This is a genomic window from Victivallis lenta (genome assembly GCF_009695545.1).
GTDB classification, from domain to species: Bacteria; Verrucomicrobiota; Lentisphaeria; order Victivallales; family Victivallaceae; genus Victivallis; species Victivallis lenta.
Window position 1 is genome coordinate 14,902 of the sequence record NZ_VUNS01000002.1, and the last position, 16,645, is coordinate 31,546.

The following is a 16,645-nucleotide window of genomic DNA, read 5'->3' on the forward strand; positions in this document are numbered from 1 at the left end:
TTTACTCCTGCCAGGCGTTGACGGCGGCAATCACCGCCTCGCGTTCCATGCGGGTCAGCGCCGGCCCCATCGGCAGGGAGATCACTTCGGCATGAATCTTTTCACTGATCGGATAGCGGCGGTCCCGCCACTCGGCATAAGCGGGCTGGCGATGCGGAGGAATGGGATAGTGGATGACCGTGCCAATCCCGTTTTCGCTCAGATAAGCCTGGAAAGCGTCACGCCGCCGGACCCTGACGGCAAAAATATGCCAGACATGTTCATTCGCCTTGCCAACCACCGGCAGAACGACTGCGGAATTATGAATTCCCGCCAGATAATCCGCCGCCGCTTCCCGGCGCCTGCCGTTTTCCTCATCCAGATGGGAAAGCTTCACCCGCAGCATCGCCGCCTGAATTTCGTCCAGACGGCTGTTATAGCCTTTATAGAGGTTGTGATACTTGTAATCGGAACCGTAATTCCGCAGGGCCCGGATCGCCCCGGCCAATTCCGCATCGCCGGTGGTGACGGCACCGGCATCGCCGCCGACCGCCCCGAGGTTTTTTCCGGGATAAAAACTATGTGCCGCGGCATCCCCCAGGGCGCCGGATTTTACACCGCCATGCGCAGCGCCATGCGACTGGGCTCCGTCCTCAATGACCTTGAGGCCGTATTTGCGGGCAATCGGCACGATGCCGCTCATGTCGGCGCACTGCCCGTAGAGATGAACCGGCAGAATCGCCCTGGTTCTGGGGGTAACGGCCTCTTCGATCCGGGCCGGATCAAGTTCATATGTTGAGAGATCCGGCTCCACGGGCACCGGCGTCAGTCCGGCCCGCGAAACGGCGAGAATCGATGCGATGTAAGTATTCGACGGAACGATCACCTCATCGCCGTCGCGCATGAGCCCCATTGCCTTGTAGCCTTCCAGAATTAGAATCAGGGCGTCAAGCCCGTTGGCGACTCCGACACAGTACGGGGTTCCGACATAGGCGGCATATTCTGCCTCGAATGCCTCCACCTCTTTTCCCAGGATGTACCATCCGGATTCCAATACCCTGCGGATGGCGTCCTGATACGCGGCAAAATGAGGCTCATTGACCACGCGATAGTCTAAAAACGGGACTTTCATTGTGCGTTCACATACTCCATATAATCTTCATACCGCCGGATATAATCCGCGGCGTCATAACGTTCCGACGCCAGCACGAGCAGTACCGCTCCCGGAGTATGCCCGTATTGAATGCCCCATACTCCGGCCGGAAGCAATACGCCCCGGGTCGGCTCATCCAGGCAGAACTCTTTGCGCGAACGCCCGTCTTCGGCAATCACCCGTACCGCACCGGAAACCGCAATCAGGAACTGATGGCATTTTTTGTGGGCATGCGCTCCCCGCGATTCCGACGGCGGAACATTGTAAGTATAAAAAATCCGCTTGATCTCAAACGGAAGCACATCGCCCTTTTCCAGCACGCAAAGATCGCCTCGACTGTCGCTGAAACTGGGAATTTCAATGATCCGGCACTCCTCTAATGACATTCTTGCAATTTCTCCATCACTTGCGTAAAACACGTTATGAAATTCTCGTTCAACAAATCCAGCGCATCCAGATTACGGTAATATTCGACCACCCCGGCCTGATCGAAAAACGGCGTGTCGGAAGAGAGCAGAACCCGCCTGCGAAACGGCGCATGCAGACTGTAGACAATCGCCTCGTCGATATACGGCAGCCCCTCCGGCCTGCGGCCATAACACGCCAGCATGGTATGGGTCAGTGCAAAATCGATATAGATATTCGGCTGAAAATGGCAAATCTTGATGAAATCCTGAATCAGATATCCTCCGGAATGGGCGAAGATGAAAAGGATTTCCGGAAACGCCCGGGCGATTCTCCAGTAGTCGCCCGGCTGCCAGTACGGCTCGTTCAGCGTGTCAAGCATGACCGCAGCCGGACGGTTCAGCCGGATGGACGCCTCCACTTCCGCCGGAGAATACTTCTCCCGCCGCGGGTGGTACTTCAGCAGCCGGTGCGAAAATTTCTCCTGAAGCTCTCCCGCAGCAACGTAATGGAAACCGAGATACCGCTCCTCCGGACGGTGCAGCGCGAGAACCTGCCGGTTGTCCAGCGTTCCCGCGACAACAGGCACGCCTTCCAGTCCGACGAAAAAGCCGCCGGCCTCATTGCCCCGGCAATGCAGATGGGCATCGTAAAAAATCATTGACGGCCAACCATCGCCTCAAGCATCTTCTGCTCGGCCTCTTTGATATATTCCACCGTCATCAGCGACTTGGGACCTTCCAGAATTTCATAGCCGATCCGCTCATTGTCGCTGCCGATCAACGGCACCTGATAGCCTTCCGTCAATCTGGAACGATCCCAGAACCGCGAGGACACAGCTTCATCGGTAAAATCCAGCAGATTGCATCTCCGTACAATGCGGGCCCCGGCCGGCAGGTCATAGAAGAAAAACATGGAACTTCGCGTGCTCTGCGGCCTCAGCCCATCCGGCACGGACCCGCCGTTCAACACATCGAACCAATCCTTGAGAAAATCCCGGCCCGAAACAATATCCACCAGGTCCGAAGCGATACAGCCGCTGGAACGCGCTCCGATTTCCACCGGAGAGAGCGTCCCGTCCGGTTTCAGCAGAATTTCCAGATGCCCCAGCGAACAGGAAAAACCGAGCGCCTTGTAACAGCGAACGGCATAATCCGCAATCTTCCGCTGCAAATCATCAGGCTCGCAGTTGTAATGGAGCTTGACCGCGATTTTATTGCGAACCGCGTTTTCCGTGTGCGTTTTGCGGGAGACGGCATATACACTGACATGCCCGTCGGCATCGCCAAGCATTTCCACGGTATACTCCCGGCCGACCACAAACTCCTCGACCGTCACCAGCCGGTCGGAGGCTTCCGCCTGCGCCTTTTCGAAGGCACGGCGCACCTCATCCCCGGCGGTTCCCCGGGTGATGATGGTTATTCCGCGCGAAGAAGCGGAGTTGTCCGGCTTGATGATGATATCCATCCGCTTCGAAAGCTCAAACACGGAATCTTCACAGTGCCGATACTGCCGCGCCTCCCGGTTCAGCAATCCGAGTTCCCGCCAGCGGGCGGTCATCCGGCATTTTGAGCTGGAATTTTCCAGCCCGGAGTCGGAAATGGTCTTCAGCCCGAGGGCCCGGTGAACTTCCGCCAGCGCGGGAACCGCCAGATCGATGGAGGTGTAACCGAATTTCACATCCGGCCAGCTTCCATCCCGTTTCAGGGCTTCAATAATCGGCCCGGCGTATTTGACGTCAAGGCGGTAATGCCGGTCGCCGGTCATCTGGGGATGTTCATTCCAATCGATCACATATACCAGATATCCCTTTTTCTGAAACTTGTTCAGAACTCCGAAGTTCAACTGATTGCCGCCGAACAGCAAAAATATCGGTTTGCCCATAACTATTCGTCCTCTTCAAGATAACGCTTAAGGCATACGGTGTCATATGTGTCCCACTTCTTAAAATCGATGCAGTTGAACCAGATATCTTCCTGCTTCTCAATATTCTCAAGCCGGGTTAAAAATTCCGGTCCGATCATATCGCGGGGAATCACAACGACGCCCGTGTCGTCGCAAACGGCGATGCCGCCGTCGTATTTTGCACGGCGCTCAGCGACAATCCGCTTCACGTCCTCCGACTCCTCAACATGGTTGTTGAAACAACCGACCGGCGTCACGCCCCGGCACCAGACGGGGAACCGGTTTTTGATGAGGTCGTTGGCGTCTCGCATGTGTCCCATCCCCACGACCGCCGCCGCCATCCTGTAGTAGATGAGGAACTTGCAGATCAGTTCCCCGGCCAGCGCACGCTTGTTGACATGGATTCCGTCCATCAGGACGACCTCGCCTTCCCGAACGTCCCGGGCCTGCTCGTGGATGCTCCAGTTGCTTTCGCTGTGGCCGTAGATGTAGTGGATGACTCCCACGCTGTACATGCCGGAGTTGACCGGATGAATATCGTCCAGCACTCCCGTTTTCCCCAGACAATCGGCGACTTCCGTGGTAGATACCCGATTCCGTTTCAGAAAGTCTAAAATCTGTTTTTGTATTTCACTCATTTTCGATATCCTCTGTGTCGATTCCGCAAAACGGCTCTCTTGTTCCCGGCTGCCGGCCATCGCAGCTGCCGGCGGCTGTATGTCAGATTTCAGGCGAAGCAATCCAACGCCGGAATTCCCGCGTCATCATACGGTCCCTGGTTCACGATCAGAAAACAATCCGCAGCGGGAACGGAACCGCTGCCGTTCTTTCACCTCAAGCACAAAGCGGGCATGACCGGAATCACCCGATGCCGCCGGCTTAAAGTAAAAAGGAGTTTAAGAACTTATCAGCTGATAAGCTTTGAATGAATAATCGCTTAAAAATGCCTTGTCTGGCGCAGGCCGGAAACAACAGGCCCCCTTCCCGTGCGGGTGCCGGTTTCCCAAATCACGTCCTGCAGCCGCGGCGCATCAGTTTCCGCAACAATTCCGGTGCCTCGAAACTCGCCGGAACGCGGCTCGAGGCACCGGAAATGCAGATTTTACAGTGGAGGAGCCTTCCCCGATGAATCGGTCAGACAGCCATAACACCCGAGGAACAGGATGCCGTTATCATACAGATCTCCGTGCCGCCGGCAATGCTGCAAATGCCTCTTCAATCAATTCGGAATCCGGACACGGCGGTGACTATTTTTCGTTTCCCGGCGGAAACGCTGCGTCACACCGGAACGGCTGCCTACAGCCTGCCGTCCACAACTTCCCGCGGCAGGCTCCCTTTGATGTCGAACACCACCGCGTTGCCATCGCAAAACTTCGTCACATCCATGTCCGTAAATTCGCGGTGTGCCACGGCGAGCACAACCGCATCGTAAACGCCGAAGCGCAATACATCCGCATTCTTCACGGATTTCAGACCGTAGAATTTCTCAACCTCCTCCGGTTCCGCCCACGGATCGAAAATATCCACATCGCAACCGAACTCCCGCAGCCCCCTGACGACGTCAACCGCATGGCTGTTGCGAATGTCCGGACAGTTTTCCTTGAAGGTGATTCCAAGCTGGAGCACTTTCGCTCCAAGTATCTTGCGCTCTTTCCTGATCATCAGTTTAACGATCTCGGCTACGATGTATTTGCCCATGCCGTCGTTGATGCGGCGGCCGGCGAGAATCACTTCGGGCAGGTAGCCCAGCGCCTGCGCCTTATGGGTCAGATAATACGGATCGACGCCGATGCAGTGTCCCCCGACTAAACCCGGTTTGAATTTCAGGAAGTTCCATTTCGTTCCCGCCGCGGCCAGCACATCGTTCGTATCGATTCCGATCAGGCGGAAGATCTTCGCCAGCTCGTTCACAAAAGCGATATTCAAATCCCGCTGCGAATTTTCAATCACTTTCGCGGCTTCCGCGACCTTCATTGAACTGGCCCGGTGCGTCCCGTTCTTCAGAATGCTGCCGTAAAGCGCATCGACGATATCGGCAGTCTCCGGCGTCGAACCGGAGGTGATCTTCTGAATCTTCGTCAGAGTATGTTCCTTGTCGCCGGGATTGATCCGTTCCGGGCTGTATCCGCAGAAGAAGTCGGTGTTGAATTTCAGGCCGCTGAATTTTTCCAGAACCGGCACGCACTCCTCTTCGGTGCAGCCCGGATATACCGTGCTCTCGTAAACGACGATCGCTCCCGGCTTCATCACCTTGCCGACGGTTTCGCTCGCTTTATACAACGGCGTCAAATCCGGGCGGTTGTACTGATCCACCGGCGTCGGCACGGTCACGATAAAAATATCCCGGTCTTTCAGGTCGGCCGGGTCGCCGGAGTATTTCAGGCGAATCGCGGCTTTCAAGTCCTCCGATGAGGTTTCGAGCGTCGTATCTTCCCCCCGGCGCAATGCTTCCAGGCGTTCCGGTTTCACATCGAAACCGACGGTGTCATACTTCCGGCCGAATTCGACCGCCAGCGGCAACCCCACGTAACCGAGCCCGATCAAGCCGATTTTTATCTCTCCACTCTTAATTTTCAACAGCATACTTCCGGCTCCCCTGAAAATAAGTATGTTTTGGTTTCAATGTTCTTTGCAAATTTCATTTTATGGCGTCAACAATCCGTTTCATCACCTCAGAAACTATTCTCGAGATACCAGAAAGGAGATTATTTTCAACCTGTTGAAAAAACAGCGTTACGAAAGCGCCGTCGAATTCAGCCTGCAGATGTCCATTGCCGGCTTGACCGCGCAAAACGAGAGGACCGCCTGACCGCGCGAACTTCATGCCCGGCGATCAGCTCTCCGGAACCGATTGCCGGAAGCCGGAGGAGGTTTTGCCGATTCGCATCGCGCGTTTCAGAAAGCCGTTCCCGCCGGCAAAGCGCTTCCGTCTGTCTGATGATTCCGCCGCCGCAACCGGGAGGGAATCAATAGAACGGAACGCATTCAGGCAGCATTCGGCAATGGAATTGCCTTCCCGGCCACAGGCCGCAGAAACGCAGCTTCCATGATATCGATCCGTAAGCGGCTGCCGAACCGCGTTCTCCGAAAGACAGAACGATTCACAAACAGAAATCTTTGCGGTTTACAAAATCGACCGGCAGCTCAACCGTCATAACAACCGGTATGGCGGCAAGCTGCACAACAACGGTCTCATGATTTTTAAACCGTTTAATTTGGGCGACCTCACCTTTCAAATAACCTTTCGTTATGACGACCGGATCATTGATTTGCAGGTTCGTCATAACTTCCACTTTGTGAGTCTGCGCTAAAATTTCATATTTCCGGACCGTTCGCAAATCTTTCAACAGACTTGCAGAATCATAATCATTCAGATAGAAAACCTTCAGAAGGTTTCTGTTAATTCGTGTTAAATCGAAGCCGTGACGAACAATGGAAGCAAAAACGTATCCTCCCCCGAACATGGGAACCATTCTCGTATAGATGCGATGCTGGTATTCGGTTGTCTTTTTAATCAACGGCAAATAACAGATGACGTTCTGTGCTTTTAATGCCTCGTATAACTTTATCTCGCAAAGAGACTTGGATTTGAAATACATCCAAGCGCTTCCTTCATGAACCCTGAGTAAATCGCTGTAGATATCATCATCCAAGTGTTCTTCCATTGTCACCTCAAAACAAGTAATCCGGGCAGCGCGAAGCGATAGCTTTTAGGGGTTCTAAAGCTATCGCAAATACGAAAGACAGCCGCATTCCGTTCAGAACTGGAATTCGCGGCTGTCTTTTTCTGAATGGCAAAATGCCGCCGGAGAGACAAAAAACCTCTCAACGACACAAAGCTGGATTTTTTTATATTCGTTCCGGGAATCGGAACAGGGCGAAGCCCCTGCCTGAATCCCGGCATGCAACCTGCCTGCAGAAAATCCGATCCGATGACCGGCGCCATCAAGCATTGCGGACTCCTCCGCAACTGTTTTCCGGGAGCGGGAACACAAAAATACCGTAGCCGGCATCGCTGCTGAAATCATCACTTCGCTGTTCCCTTGTCCCTGTTAATTTTCTTCAGATTAATATTATAGCGTAATTTCCCGTAATGTCAACATATGCAGCACTGAAAAATACGGCTTTCTTCACTGCCGTCAACGTTTTTCCTCTCTCTGAATCATTCCGCCGCAGCTCTCACGGCAACCGTTCATGCTGCCGGGCAGCAGCCTGTTATCCGGCTCGTTTAACGCAGACAATCGGAAGTAATCGGCCAGGTCCTCTCCGCCAAATCGGTCGACCTCACAGGAAACACAGGTTCCAGCACCGGCTTCATCATCGCGGACGGCGTCGAAATCCGAAACCGCACGGACGCATGGCGTTCTTCAGGCTCCGCAAAGCATGGAAACGATCCGCCGCGGGGCGCCTGCCGCGCTGTTTTTCGCGGAGCGGCACGCCGGCATGCGCATCATTTCCACTCATTCTTCCTGAAATCGACCGGCTCCGCGACGTAAAGCTTCGAAAGGCCGTTTCCCCGCACAACCCGGAAGCGCCTGCCGCGCCCGTCCGTCCATGCAGAACCCGGCAGCTCAAGCCTGGTGACGAGCAGCGCCGCGCCGGAACGGTCCGATTCGACCAGCGGCAGCGGAGACTTTTCCCGGAAGGCGGCAAGCGCTTCTTCATCCAGCTCAGCAAACGGTTCGACCGCACACACGCCCCGGCATTTCAGCTCACGCACCGCCTCCGAATTGCAGACCGGCAGCGGAAAACCCGCGATAATCCGCACATCGGGAAATTCCCGCAGAAGCTCCAGCCCGTGCAGCGCTCCGATCTGAAACACGCGGACGCCCGAATCGCAGGCCGCCCGGAGCCTTTTCCGCAGCGCCGGAAGTTCCGCCTCAGGCGTGAATCCGGGCAGGATCATCCGCTCCCCTTCCGGAGCAGGAGGAACCTCCCCCGGCAACGCACGGCTGTCGCGGTAAAAACGGTACAGCGCTTCGGCCAGCTCGGGGCGCAGGTTTTCCGGCCGCAACCTCTGCGCCGCCCACTCCCAGAATTCACGCCGCAGCGTCTTGAGGAGGCTCGCCGGGACGAAGAACGCGCCCTCCACCACGGCTTCGACCTCCGGCGCCGACCACGGCTCCGGGACAGCCGAAGCAAATTCCGCCGCCGCGATTCCGGCAGTGAACGGCCGCTTTCCGGCCGGAGCGAAATCGACGGCGCGACGCCAGCATTCCCCGGGCAGCTCCGCAATCGTTCCCGTCCACTCCGCCGCCGTCAGGCGCAGCGAAACGGCGAGCGGATGACGCCCGGGAGGAAGCGCCGCGGCCTGGCGGCTGAAATCGTAACCGTTCTCCCCGATCTTGTAGAGCAGCCAGCCCGGTTCTGCCCGGAACTCCCCCGGGATGAAACAGTTCGCCCCGGCCCGGACCTTCACCGCGCTTTTTCCCTGAAACCGCAGGTCGATCAGCGTAAAGCTCTCCCCTTCCCCGCCCTCGGGCGGCACCAGCCGGAGCCGGTCGCCGAGATGGAGCCGTTCCAACGCCGTAACAGACAGCCCGGCACGCGCGTACTTCCCGACTTTCGCCGCCGCCACACCGAAGGAACCAAGCCGCCCGGCATCGATCAGGGAGCTGTATTCGTTCGCAAAATAAAAACCGTTCGACGGCCGCCGCGTCGCCGTCGACCGCAGAAGCTTCTCCGCTTCCAGCAGCAGTTCCGGCGGGGAATCGACCGGTCCGTCCAGCAGCAGCCGGTAGGCCTTCACGGTTTTCCAGACATAATCCGGCGAACGGAGCCGCCCTTCGATCTTCAGCGAAGCGACCCCGATCCGCCTCAGCTCCGGCAGCAGCGGCACACCGTACAGATCGCGCGGGGAGAGCAGGAATCCGGAACGGCCGGCCGCATCATATATTCTGCGGCACGGCTGCTTGCACTTGCCGCGGTTGCCGCTCCAGCCCCCCAGTGCCGACGAGAGCAGACACTGCCCGGAAAGCGAACAGCAGAGCGACCCGTGAATGAACACCTCAAGTTCGAGCGTGGAACGCGCCGCGATTTTCCGCAGCTCGTCGAGCGTAACCTGCCGCTCGAGGATCACGCGGCGGATTCCGAGCCGGGCCGCCGCCGCGACTCCGGCCGAGTTGTGAATTCCCATCTGCGTCGAAGCGTGAAGCACGAGCGACGGAAAATACTCCCGCGCCAGGTTGAGCACACCGAGATCCTGCACGATCAGCGCATCCGGCCGCAGCTTCGCAAGTTCGGCCAGATACGCCGCAACCTCGGAAAGTTCCGTCTCCTTCACCAGCGTATTCAGCGTCAGGTAGAGCTTCCGTCCGCGGCCGTGGGCGTAATCAAGCAGCCGGGCGAGCGAATCCGGAGTGAAGTTCTGCGCCCGTTCGCGCGCGTTGAACTTGCCGAGCCCGCAATAAACGGCGTCGGCCCCGGCATCGTAGGCGGCGAGCGCCGTCTCGAGGTTTCCGGCCGGAGCCAGCAGTTCGGGAGTTGCCGCCGGTTTCATTTCCGGTATGCCTTGTGTTCGCGGCGGCGGGCGCTGACTCCCTCTTCGCTGGTTCCGGCGCTGACCAGCTCATACAGCAGCGCCTGTTCCTTGCCGGGAGCCGGACGCAGGATGCGGCCCAGCCGCTGCACATGCTCCCGGACGCTCGCCGAACCGGAGAGAATGATCCCGACCGCCACGGCCGGAACGTCAACACCTTCATTCAGCACCTTGCTCGTCACAAGCACGGTATAGGTTCCGGCGCGGAACAGATCGAGGAACTCCTTGCGCTCGCCCGGCTTCGTCCGGTGGGTGATCACAGGCCAGCAGAAGCGGCGCCCGAGGTCGTAAGCGGCCGCATTGTCGGCGGTGAAGATGATGATCCGCTCCCCGGCGTGGCGGTTCACGATCTCCCAGACCATGCGGATCTTCGCCTCCCCGCCGCGCGCGATGCGGCGCTGTTCGAGAAAGGCGCGGAACACATCGCGGCCGCCCGGCAGCCGGGCGCAGAGCCCGAGGAACCGGCCCCACTCCGATTTGAAACGGAAATTCAACCGGTTCGCGGCCAGAAAATCGGTATAGATTCTGCGGTTGCGCTCATACGCCTCCGCCTCGTCCGGGTCGAGTTCCACCGGCACCGGAATCGTCCGGTAACGGGAGAGCACCTTGCCCTCAAGGTCGCCGATCTCGATCCGGCAGACGATCGGGCCGAGCAGGTCCTCCAGCACGGCGGCGCGATCGTCCGGCAATTCGGGCGTTGCCGACAATCCGAGCCGGTACGGTGCGATCGACATGGCGGCGGCCAGACGTGTTTCGGGACCCGGCAGATGGTGGCATTCGTCCGCCACCAGCAGCGCGAAACGGCCGCCGATGAACTCCATGTTCAGCACAGCCGAATCATAAGTGCTGACGGTCAGTTCGCGAATCGTGTGCTCCCCTCCCCCGAGCATGCCGATTTCACGCTGAAAGAAGTGTTCGAGCACGCCGACCCACTGCCCGAGCAGATCGAGCGTCGGCACGAGATAGATCGCCGGACGCTTCAGGTATGCGGTGGCCATGACGGCCAGCACGGTCTTGCCGCTGCCGGTCGGCAGCGCGGCCACGCCCCGGTAGAGCCCGGAACGCCAGGCGTTGAACGCCGTCGTCTGGTGAGGGCGCGGGACAAGCTCGACGGCGAGCGAAAGATCTTCGATGGGAGCAAAGGCGCGGGCCCGGTCGTCGATCTCGATGCCGGACTCCTGAAAAGCGATGACGATCGGGGCGTAATCGCAGCCTCTGCCGCGGAAATTCCGGGTTCTGTCATCATAACGGAAAAGCCGGAGCAACTTATCCGGCAAAGCATCGCGGCTGACGCCGGAGAGCGCCAGGGTTCCGGCTTCGAACGAAAGGACCGGCTTCATCACAGCTTCTGCGGACGGAACGACCCGATCGCCCAGACGACCAGAAACACCGTAATTGCGATGATCGCCGCAGTCCAGCCGTACTGCGCCAGCCGCCGGCCGAAATGCTCCAGGCGGCCGCAGACCAGAAGGAACAGCACGATCAGGATTCCGACGGCGACGCCGGCGGTGAGCCCCCAGCGCCGCCCCTTCTTCCAGTCGGGATAGTCCGGGATATCCACCGCCTCGACCTGCCGGAGCAACTCCTTCAGCCGGGGATCGTCTTCCGGGTCACGCATTCAAGCCGCTCTCCTTCCTGTTCTCCGGCCGGAAGACGGAACTCCTCCGGCCGGACGGGTCGATCAGAAGTTGAAGTTCAGGATCGGGAATACCGGAATCCACGCATCCTTGCTGTAATTGATGAATCCGAACTGCATTCCCTTGCCGTCCGTCATATTGAAGAGGCCGAGCTGCAGCGAGCCGCCCTTTTCTCCGGCCATGTTCACAAAGCCGCACTGGATGCCGGTGAACGGACCGTCGGCAATGCTGACCGCGCCGGCCTGGAAGCCGGTGAAGCCCTTCGACAGCGCGAGCGCGAGACCGCCCTGAATGCCGGTGAAGTTCCCGGCCTGCGAAATCAGCGCGAACTGGGCGCCCTGCACATCACCGGCCAGCGCATACGGCCCGGTCGCCTGAAGACCGTTCAGGGAGCCGGTATTCAGGGTCGTCACGAACGCGGCCTGAACGCCGTTCAGGTCCTTGCTCTTGACGATGACCCAGCTGGCCTGCGCGCCGTTGATCGTGTCGGTGCCCGAATAGACCCACGACACCTCCAGACCGTAGACGGAACCGATGCCACCGGAGGCGACCCAGCCGGTCTTGAGGCCGAAAACATTCGAATTCCAGGTCGAATTCGGCACGTTCGGCAGGAAAACGAGCTGGAAAATCGTCCATTTGTCCAGCGGCTGCGGGACATCCGGATCATTGTAATAGAGTTCCTTCGCCTGAACGCGCGGTTCCGGAACCGGAGCCGCCGCGGCGGAGAACATCCCGACGGTGCAGCCGAGCATCAATGCGGACAACAGATATTTTTTCATGATGGTTTACTCCTCTTTCGTAACGCTTCAGAAATTGAAATTGACGATCGGCAGACAGAAGACCGGGCCGTTCTCGATGAAATTCAGGAGACCGATCTGGAACGTCTCGTCATCGGCGAAGTTCACGATTCCGAGCTGAAGCCCGCAGACCTTGACCGACATGTTGACCAGTGAGAACTGAATGCCGGTCACCTCCTGCGCATCGCAGGCGATGAGGCTGCACTGCAGACCGTTCACTTCGTCGGTGCCGGCCCAGAGCACCGATGCCTCGACGCCGTAGACCGGAGCTTCGCCCGCGCTGACCGGGGCGCCGACCTTGACGCCGTTGGTCTGCATATACCCGGCGTCGGTCGGGACGCCCGGAAAGAACTGCAGATTGATGAACGTCCACGGGTAGACCGGCGGCGGCAGCGTGTAAGCCTTGACCGGCTCAGCCTTGACGGCTTCCGCCGGAGCCGCCGGTTCGGCCGCCGCCGCGCCGAACGCCAGCAGCGCGAACATCGACATCAGAAAAAAATTTTTCATACTCTCTTCTCCTCCTGTTTTAGTTAAAGGATGGGTTAATATAAGCCGATATCTCCGAGATTGCAAGCAGAAAGATCCGCGGGGAGCGGAGATTCCGCGACGACGGTCTCTCCGGAAAGCGGATGGCGCAGCTCAAGACGGGCCGAATGCAGCGCCTGGCGCGGCAGCACGAGCCTGGCCCGGTCTTCGTCCGTAATGGCGTTGGAACGGATCTTCAGATAGATCGAGTCGTCCGGCCCGTACAACTTGTCTCCCAGCAGCGGAAACCCGAGCGAGAACAGCGTGGCGCGAATCTGGTGGAGCCGCCCGGTTTCGGGAACGGCCCGCACCATGCTGAACTTCCGGCCCGGCTTCTCCGGGCAGAGAAGCGTCCTTGCCGACTCGATCTCCACAGCTCCGGCGGGAGGACGTTCCCCGGCGACGAACCGGCGCTTCTTGCGGACCGGGCTCGCCGTATCCCGCACCAGAAAGCCGTACGCCTCGACCGGCTCCGGGAAGGAGCCGAAAACAAGCGCGAGATACTCCTTCCGGACCGGCCAGGAGGGTTTGCCGAGCTTCGCCGCGACCTTCGGGTTCTTCGCGGCGATCAGCAGCCCGGAGGTTTCGCGGTCAAGCCGGTTCACCAGATGGATTTTCCCGTAAACCGAACACAGCATATGCCAGAGCGTATGCCGGAAGAACGGGCCGGAAGGGTGCACGCAAAGGTTGCCGGGCTTATCCACGATCAGAAGCTCGTCGTCCTCGTAAGCGATCCGGTACGACAGCTCGGCTTCCGGCTCCGGAAGGTCCCCCGGAAAATATTCGAGCCTGTCGTGCAGCGCGAGAATCCGCTCCGGCTCCGCCGGAAGGTCGTTGACCAGAATCTCGCGCCGCGCAATGCGCTCGCGCCACTCGTCCGCGCTGCGGTAAGTGAAGCGCGCGGCCAGATAATCGTCGAGCCGCAGCCCGACGCCGCTCCAGTCGATCGAACTGCGGATGACCCGACGGGTCAGATCCTCAAACTGATTTTTCATCTTCCCTGCGCTCCCTGCCGGACGGCGCCGCGGCGGTCCGGCACACGTTTTCTTCAGAAAAATATGGATTTCCGCGTCGCTTTGCTTACTATACACCCTCGCCCCCCGCCGGTCAACTCCGGAAAGCAAAATGAATTTCCGCATTTTTAACCGGCCGGTTATTCCCTTAAAAACGAAAATTCCCGCAAACGCTTTGCACATCCAATACTTACGGAATTCGAGCCGTTCCGGGAGCCCGTTTTCCGGAAAAGTCAAGCATTTTTCAGGAAAAATATTTTCAAGAATAGCTATCAAAATCACTTGAAAGACACTATCCATAGTGATATCTTATGGGGACAACACAAGATATAGATAACCATTTTGAGGAGGAGCCACCATGCTGAAAAATATCGTAAAACGCGACGGACGAATCGCTTTGTACGACGAATCAAAGATCGCCGGCGCAATTTTAAAGGCGATGGCCGCATCGAGCGAAGGCAATCCCGCCGATGCGCCGCGGATCGCCGAAGAGGTCGGCCGGGTCATCGAAGAACGGCTCTCCGACCGGATTCCGCAGGTGGAGGAGATTCAGGATGCGGTGGAAGTCGCCCTGATGCGCAACGGTTACGAATCGGTCGCCAAGCAGTACATTCTTTACCGCGCCGGGCGCACCCGCACCCGCGAGATGAAAACCGGGCTCATGAAGATTTACGACGAGCTGACCAACGCCTCCGCCAACGCCTCGGACATGAAGCGCGACAATGCGAACATCGACGGCGACACCGCGATGGGCGTCATGCTCAAATACGGCTGCGAAGGCGCCAAGGACTACTATGAGAAGTACCTGCTGACTCCGGAGCAGGCTCAGGCTCACCGCTCCGGCGACATCCACATCCATGATTTCGATTTCTACGCCCTGACCACGACCTGCTGCCAGATCGATTTGCTGAAACTGTTCAAGGGCGGCTTCTCGACCGGTCACGGCTTTCTGCGCGAACCGAACGACATTCAGAGCTACTCGGCGCTGGCCTGCATCGCCATTCAGTCCAACCAGAACGACCAGCACGGCGGGCAGTCGATCGTGAATTTCGACTACGGCCTCGCCCCGGGCGTGGCGAAAAGCTACCGGAAGTTCTATCTCATGAACCTCTTCAAGGCGGCGCAGATCCTCGCCCCCGAGAAGGAGCTCAAGCTCGAGGACTTCAAGAAAATGGCCGCCGCAATCAGGGAAGAGAGCGATTTCGGCCCGCAGCTCGGCGGCAACCGCGACTATGAGGAACGCGAACTCGCGCGGCTGACCGAAATGCTCGGCAGCGGCGAACGCGCGGCAAAGGCGCAGGAGTTCGCGCTGCGCGATTCCGAGCCCGAAACCGACAAGGCGACCTATCAGGCGATGGAGGCGCTGATCCACAATCTGAATACGATGCACTCCCGCGCCGGCGCCCAGACGCCGTTCAGTTCGATCAATTACGGCATGGACACCACGCCGGAGGGGCGCATGGTCATCAAGAACGTCCTGCTGGCCACCGAAGCCGGGCTCGGCCACGGCGAGACCCCGATCTTCCCGATCCACATTTTCCGGGTCAAGGAGGGAATCAACTACAATCCGGGCGAGCCGAACTACGACCTGTTCAAGCTTGCCTGCCGGGTCTCGGCGAAGCGGCTCTTCCCGAACTTCTCGTTCGTGGATGCTCCGTTCAACAAACAGTATTACAAGCCCGGCCACCCCGAAACGGAGATCGCCTACATGGGCTGCCGGACCCGCGTGATCGGCAACGTCTACGATCCGGAGCGGCAGATTACGAACGGCCGCGGCAACCTCTCGTTCACGTCGATCAACCTGCCGCGCCTCGCGATCGAGGCGAAAGGCGACGAAAAGAAGTTCTTCGACAGCCTGTACGACATGATGCGCCTCGTGGTCGGCCAGCTGAACGACCGCTTCGAAATCCAGGCGCGGAAAAAGGTCCGCAACTTCCCGTTTCTGATGGGCCAGGGTGTCTGGATCGACTCCGAGAAGCTCGGCATGGACGATGAAGTGCGCGAAGTGCTGAAGCACGGCACGCTTTCGATCGGCTTCATCGGGCTGGCCGAAGCGCTGACCGCTCTCTACGGCCATCATCACGGCGAAAGCGACGAAATGCAGGCCAAGGGACTCGAGATCATCGGGAAAATGCGCAAGTTCGTCGACGACCTGTCGGCGCAGACCGGCATGAACTACACGCTGCTGGCGACGCCGGCCGAGGGGCTCTCGGGCCGCTTCATCCGGATCGACCGCAAGAAGTACGGCGAGATCAAGGGCGTGACCGACAAGGAGTATTACACGAACAGCTTCCACATTCCGGTCTGGTACAAGATTTCGGCGTTCGACAAGATCCGCAAGGAGGCGCCGTACCACGCGCTGACCAACGCCGGGCACATCTCGTATGTGGAACTCGACGGCGACACGGCGGAAAACCTCGAGGCGTTCGAAGCGATCGTCCGCGCCATGCACGATGCCGGAATCGGCTACGGCTCGATCAACCATCCGGTCGACCGCGACCCGGTCTGCGGCTACAACGGCATCATCGGCGAAACCTGTCCGAAGTGTCACCGCCACGAGGAGCCGGGCATGCCGAAATTCGAGCGGATCCGCCGGATCACCGGCTATCTGGTCGGAACGCTCGAACGCTTCAACAACGCGAAACAGGCGGAGGAGCGCTCCCGCGTCAAGCACGGAGTGGGCTTCAATTGAA

At 58.7% G+C, this 16,645-nt stretch carries 16 protein-coding genes; 1 reads left to right on the forward strand and 15 read right to left on the reverse strand.

Translation table 11 applies throughout. From position 1 onward, the window contains the following. Position 1: 1 nt before the first annotated feature. From FYJ85_RS02090 to FYJ85_RS02160, 15 genes are all read right to left on the reverse strand, one after another. Positions 2-1,111 (reverse strand): DegT/DnrJ/EryC1/StrS family aminotransferase, encoded by a 1,110-nt coding sequence (locus FYJ85_RS02090; RefSeq protein ID WP_154416840.1) that lies wholly within the window; start codon positions 1,109-1,111, stop codon positions 2-4. Beyond that, a complete protein-coding gene (locus FYJ85_RS02095) occupies positions 1,108-1,518 on the reverse strand; it encodes a sugar 3,4-ketoisomerase (protein WP_106055048.1) in 411 nt (136 codons plus the stop codon). Before FYJ85_RS02095 ends, FYJ85_RS02090 begins: the two co-directional genes overlap by 4 nt. Further along, the gene (locus tag FYJ85_RS02100) at positions 1,509-2,198 is read right to left on the reverse strand and encodes an amidohydrolase family protein (protein WP_106055047.1); all 690 of its coding nucleotides are present in this window, start codon (positions 2,196-2,198) and stop codon (positions 1,509-1,511) included. Before FYJ85_RS02100 ends, FYJ85_RS02095 begins: the two co-directional genes overlap by 10 nt. Next, a complete protein-coding gene (locus FYJ85_RS02105) occupies positions 2,195-3,421 on the reverse strand; it encodes an ATP-grasp domain-containing protein (RefSeq protein ID WP_106055046.1) in 1,227 nt (408 codons plus the stop codon). Before FYJ85_RS02105 ends, FYJ85_RS02100 begins: the two co-directional genes overlap by 4 nt. A gap of 2 nt (positions 3,422-3,423) precedes the next feature. Then, a complete protein-coding gene (locus FYJ85_RS02110) occupies positions 3,424-4,080 on the reverse strand; it encodes an RraA family protein (protein WP_106055793.1) in 657 nt (218 codons plus the stop codon). Positions 4,081-4,738: 658 nt separating this feature from the next. Beyond that, entirely contained in the window at positions 4,739-6,025 is a 1,287-nt protein-coding gene (locus FYJ85_RS02115) for a nucleotide sugar dehydrogenase (protein WP_154416841.1), read from the reverse strand. Positions 6,026-6,080: 55 nt separating this feature from the next. Further along, complete coding sequence (locus FYJ85_RS02120; RefSeq protein WP_154416842.1) at positions 6,081-6,266, reverse strand: hypothetical protein; 186 nt, start codon at positions 6,264-6,266, stop codon at positions 6,081-6,083. Between the two features lie 277 nt (positions 6,267-6,543). Further along, positions 6,544-7,107 carry a hypothetical protein gene (locus tag FYJ85_RS02125; RefSeq protein WP_154416843.1) on the reverse strand — a complete coding sequence of 188 codons (564 nt, stop codon included), beginning with the start codon at positions 7,105-7,107 and terminating at the stop codon, positions 6,544-6,546. A 93-nt stretch (positions 7,108-7,200) separates the two neighbouring features. Next, positions 7,201-7,395 (reverse strand): hypothetical protein, encoded by a 195-nt coding sequence (locus tag FYJ85_RS02130; RefSeq protein ID WP_154416844.1) that lies wholly within the window; start codon positions 7,393-7,395, stop codon positions 7,201-7,203. A gap of 497 nt (positions 7,396-7,892) precedes the next feature. Continuing rightward, entirely contained in the window at positions 7,893-9,941 is a 2,049-nt protein-coding gene (locus tag FYJ85_RS02135) for a peptidase U32 family protein (RefSeq protein WP_154416845.1), read from the reverse strand. Then, a complete protein-coding gene (locus tag FYJ85_RS02140; RefSeq protein WP_106055040.1) occupies positions 9,938-11,320 on the reverse strand; it encodes a DEAD/DEAH box helicase in 1,383 nt (460 codons plus the stop codon). Before FYJ85_RS02140 ends, FYJ85_RS02135 begins: the two co-directional genes overlap by 4 nt. Further along, on the reverse strand, positions 11,320-11,598 hold the full coding sequence (locus tag FYJ85_RS02145; protein ID WP_154416846.1) for a hypothetical protein: 279 nt from the start codon (positions 11,596-11,598) through the stop codon (positions 11,320-11,322). Before FYJ85_RS02145 ends, FYJ85_RS02140 begins: the two co-directional genes overlap by 1 nt. A gap of 63 nt (positions 11,599-11,661) precedes the next feature. Continuing rightward, entirely contained in the window at positions 11,662-12,396 is a 735-nt protein-coding gene (locus FYJ85_RS02150) for a hypothetical protein (protein WP_154416847.1), read from the reverse strand. A 27-nt stretch (positions 12,397-12,423) separates the two neighbouring features. Beyond that, positions 12,424-12,921 (reverse strand): LA_2272 family surface repeat-containing protein, encoded by a 498-nt coding sequence (locus FYJ85_RS02155; RefSeq protein WP_154416848.1) that lies wholly within the window; start codon positions 12,919-12,921, stop codon positions 12,424-12,426. A 35-nt stretch (positions 12,922-12,956) separates the two neighbouring features. Further along, positions 12,957-13,934, reverse strand: a complete 978-nt coding sequence (locus FYJ85_RS02160) for an RluA family pseudouridine synthase (RefSeq protein ID WP_177994603.1) — start codon at positions 13,932-13,934, stop codon at positions 12,957-12,959. Between the two features lie 376 nt (positions 13,935-14,310). On the opposite strand from FYJ85_RS02160, the gene FYJ85_RS02165 reads away from it, so the two are divergent. Beyond that, positions 14,311-16,644, forward strand: a complete 2,334-nt coding sequence (locus tag FYJ85_RS02165) for an anaerobic ribonucleoside triphosphate reductase (protein WP_106055035.1) — start codon at positions 14,311-14,313, stop codon at positions 16,642-16,644. Position 16,645: the final 1 nt, after the last annotated feature.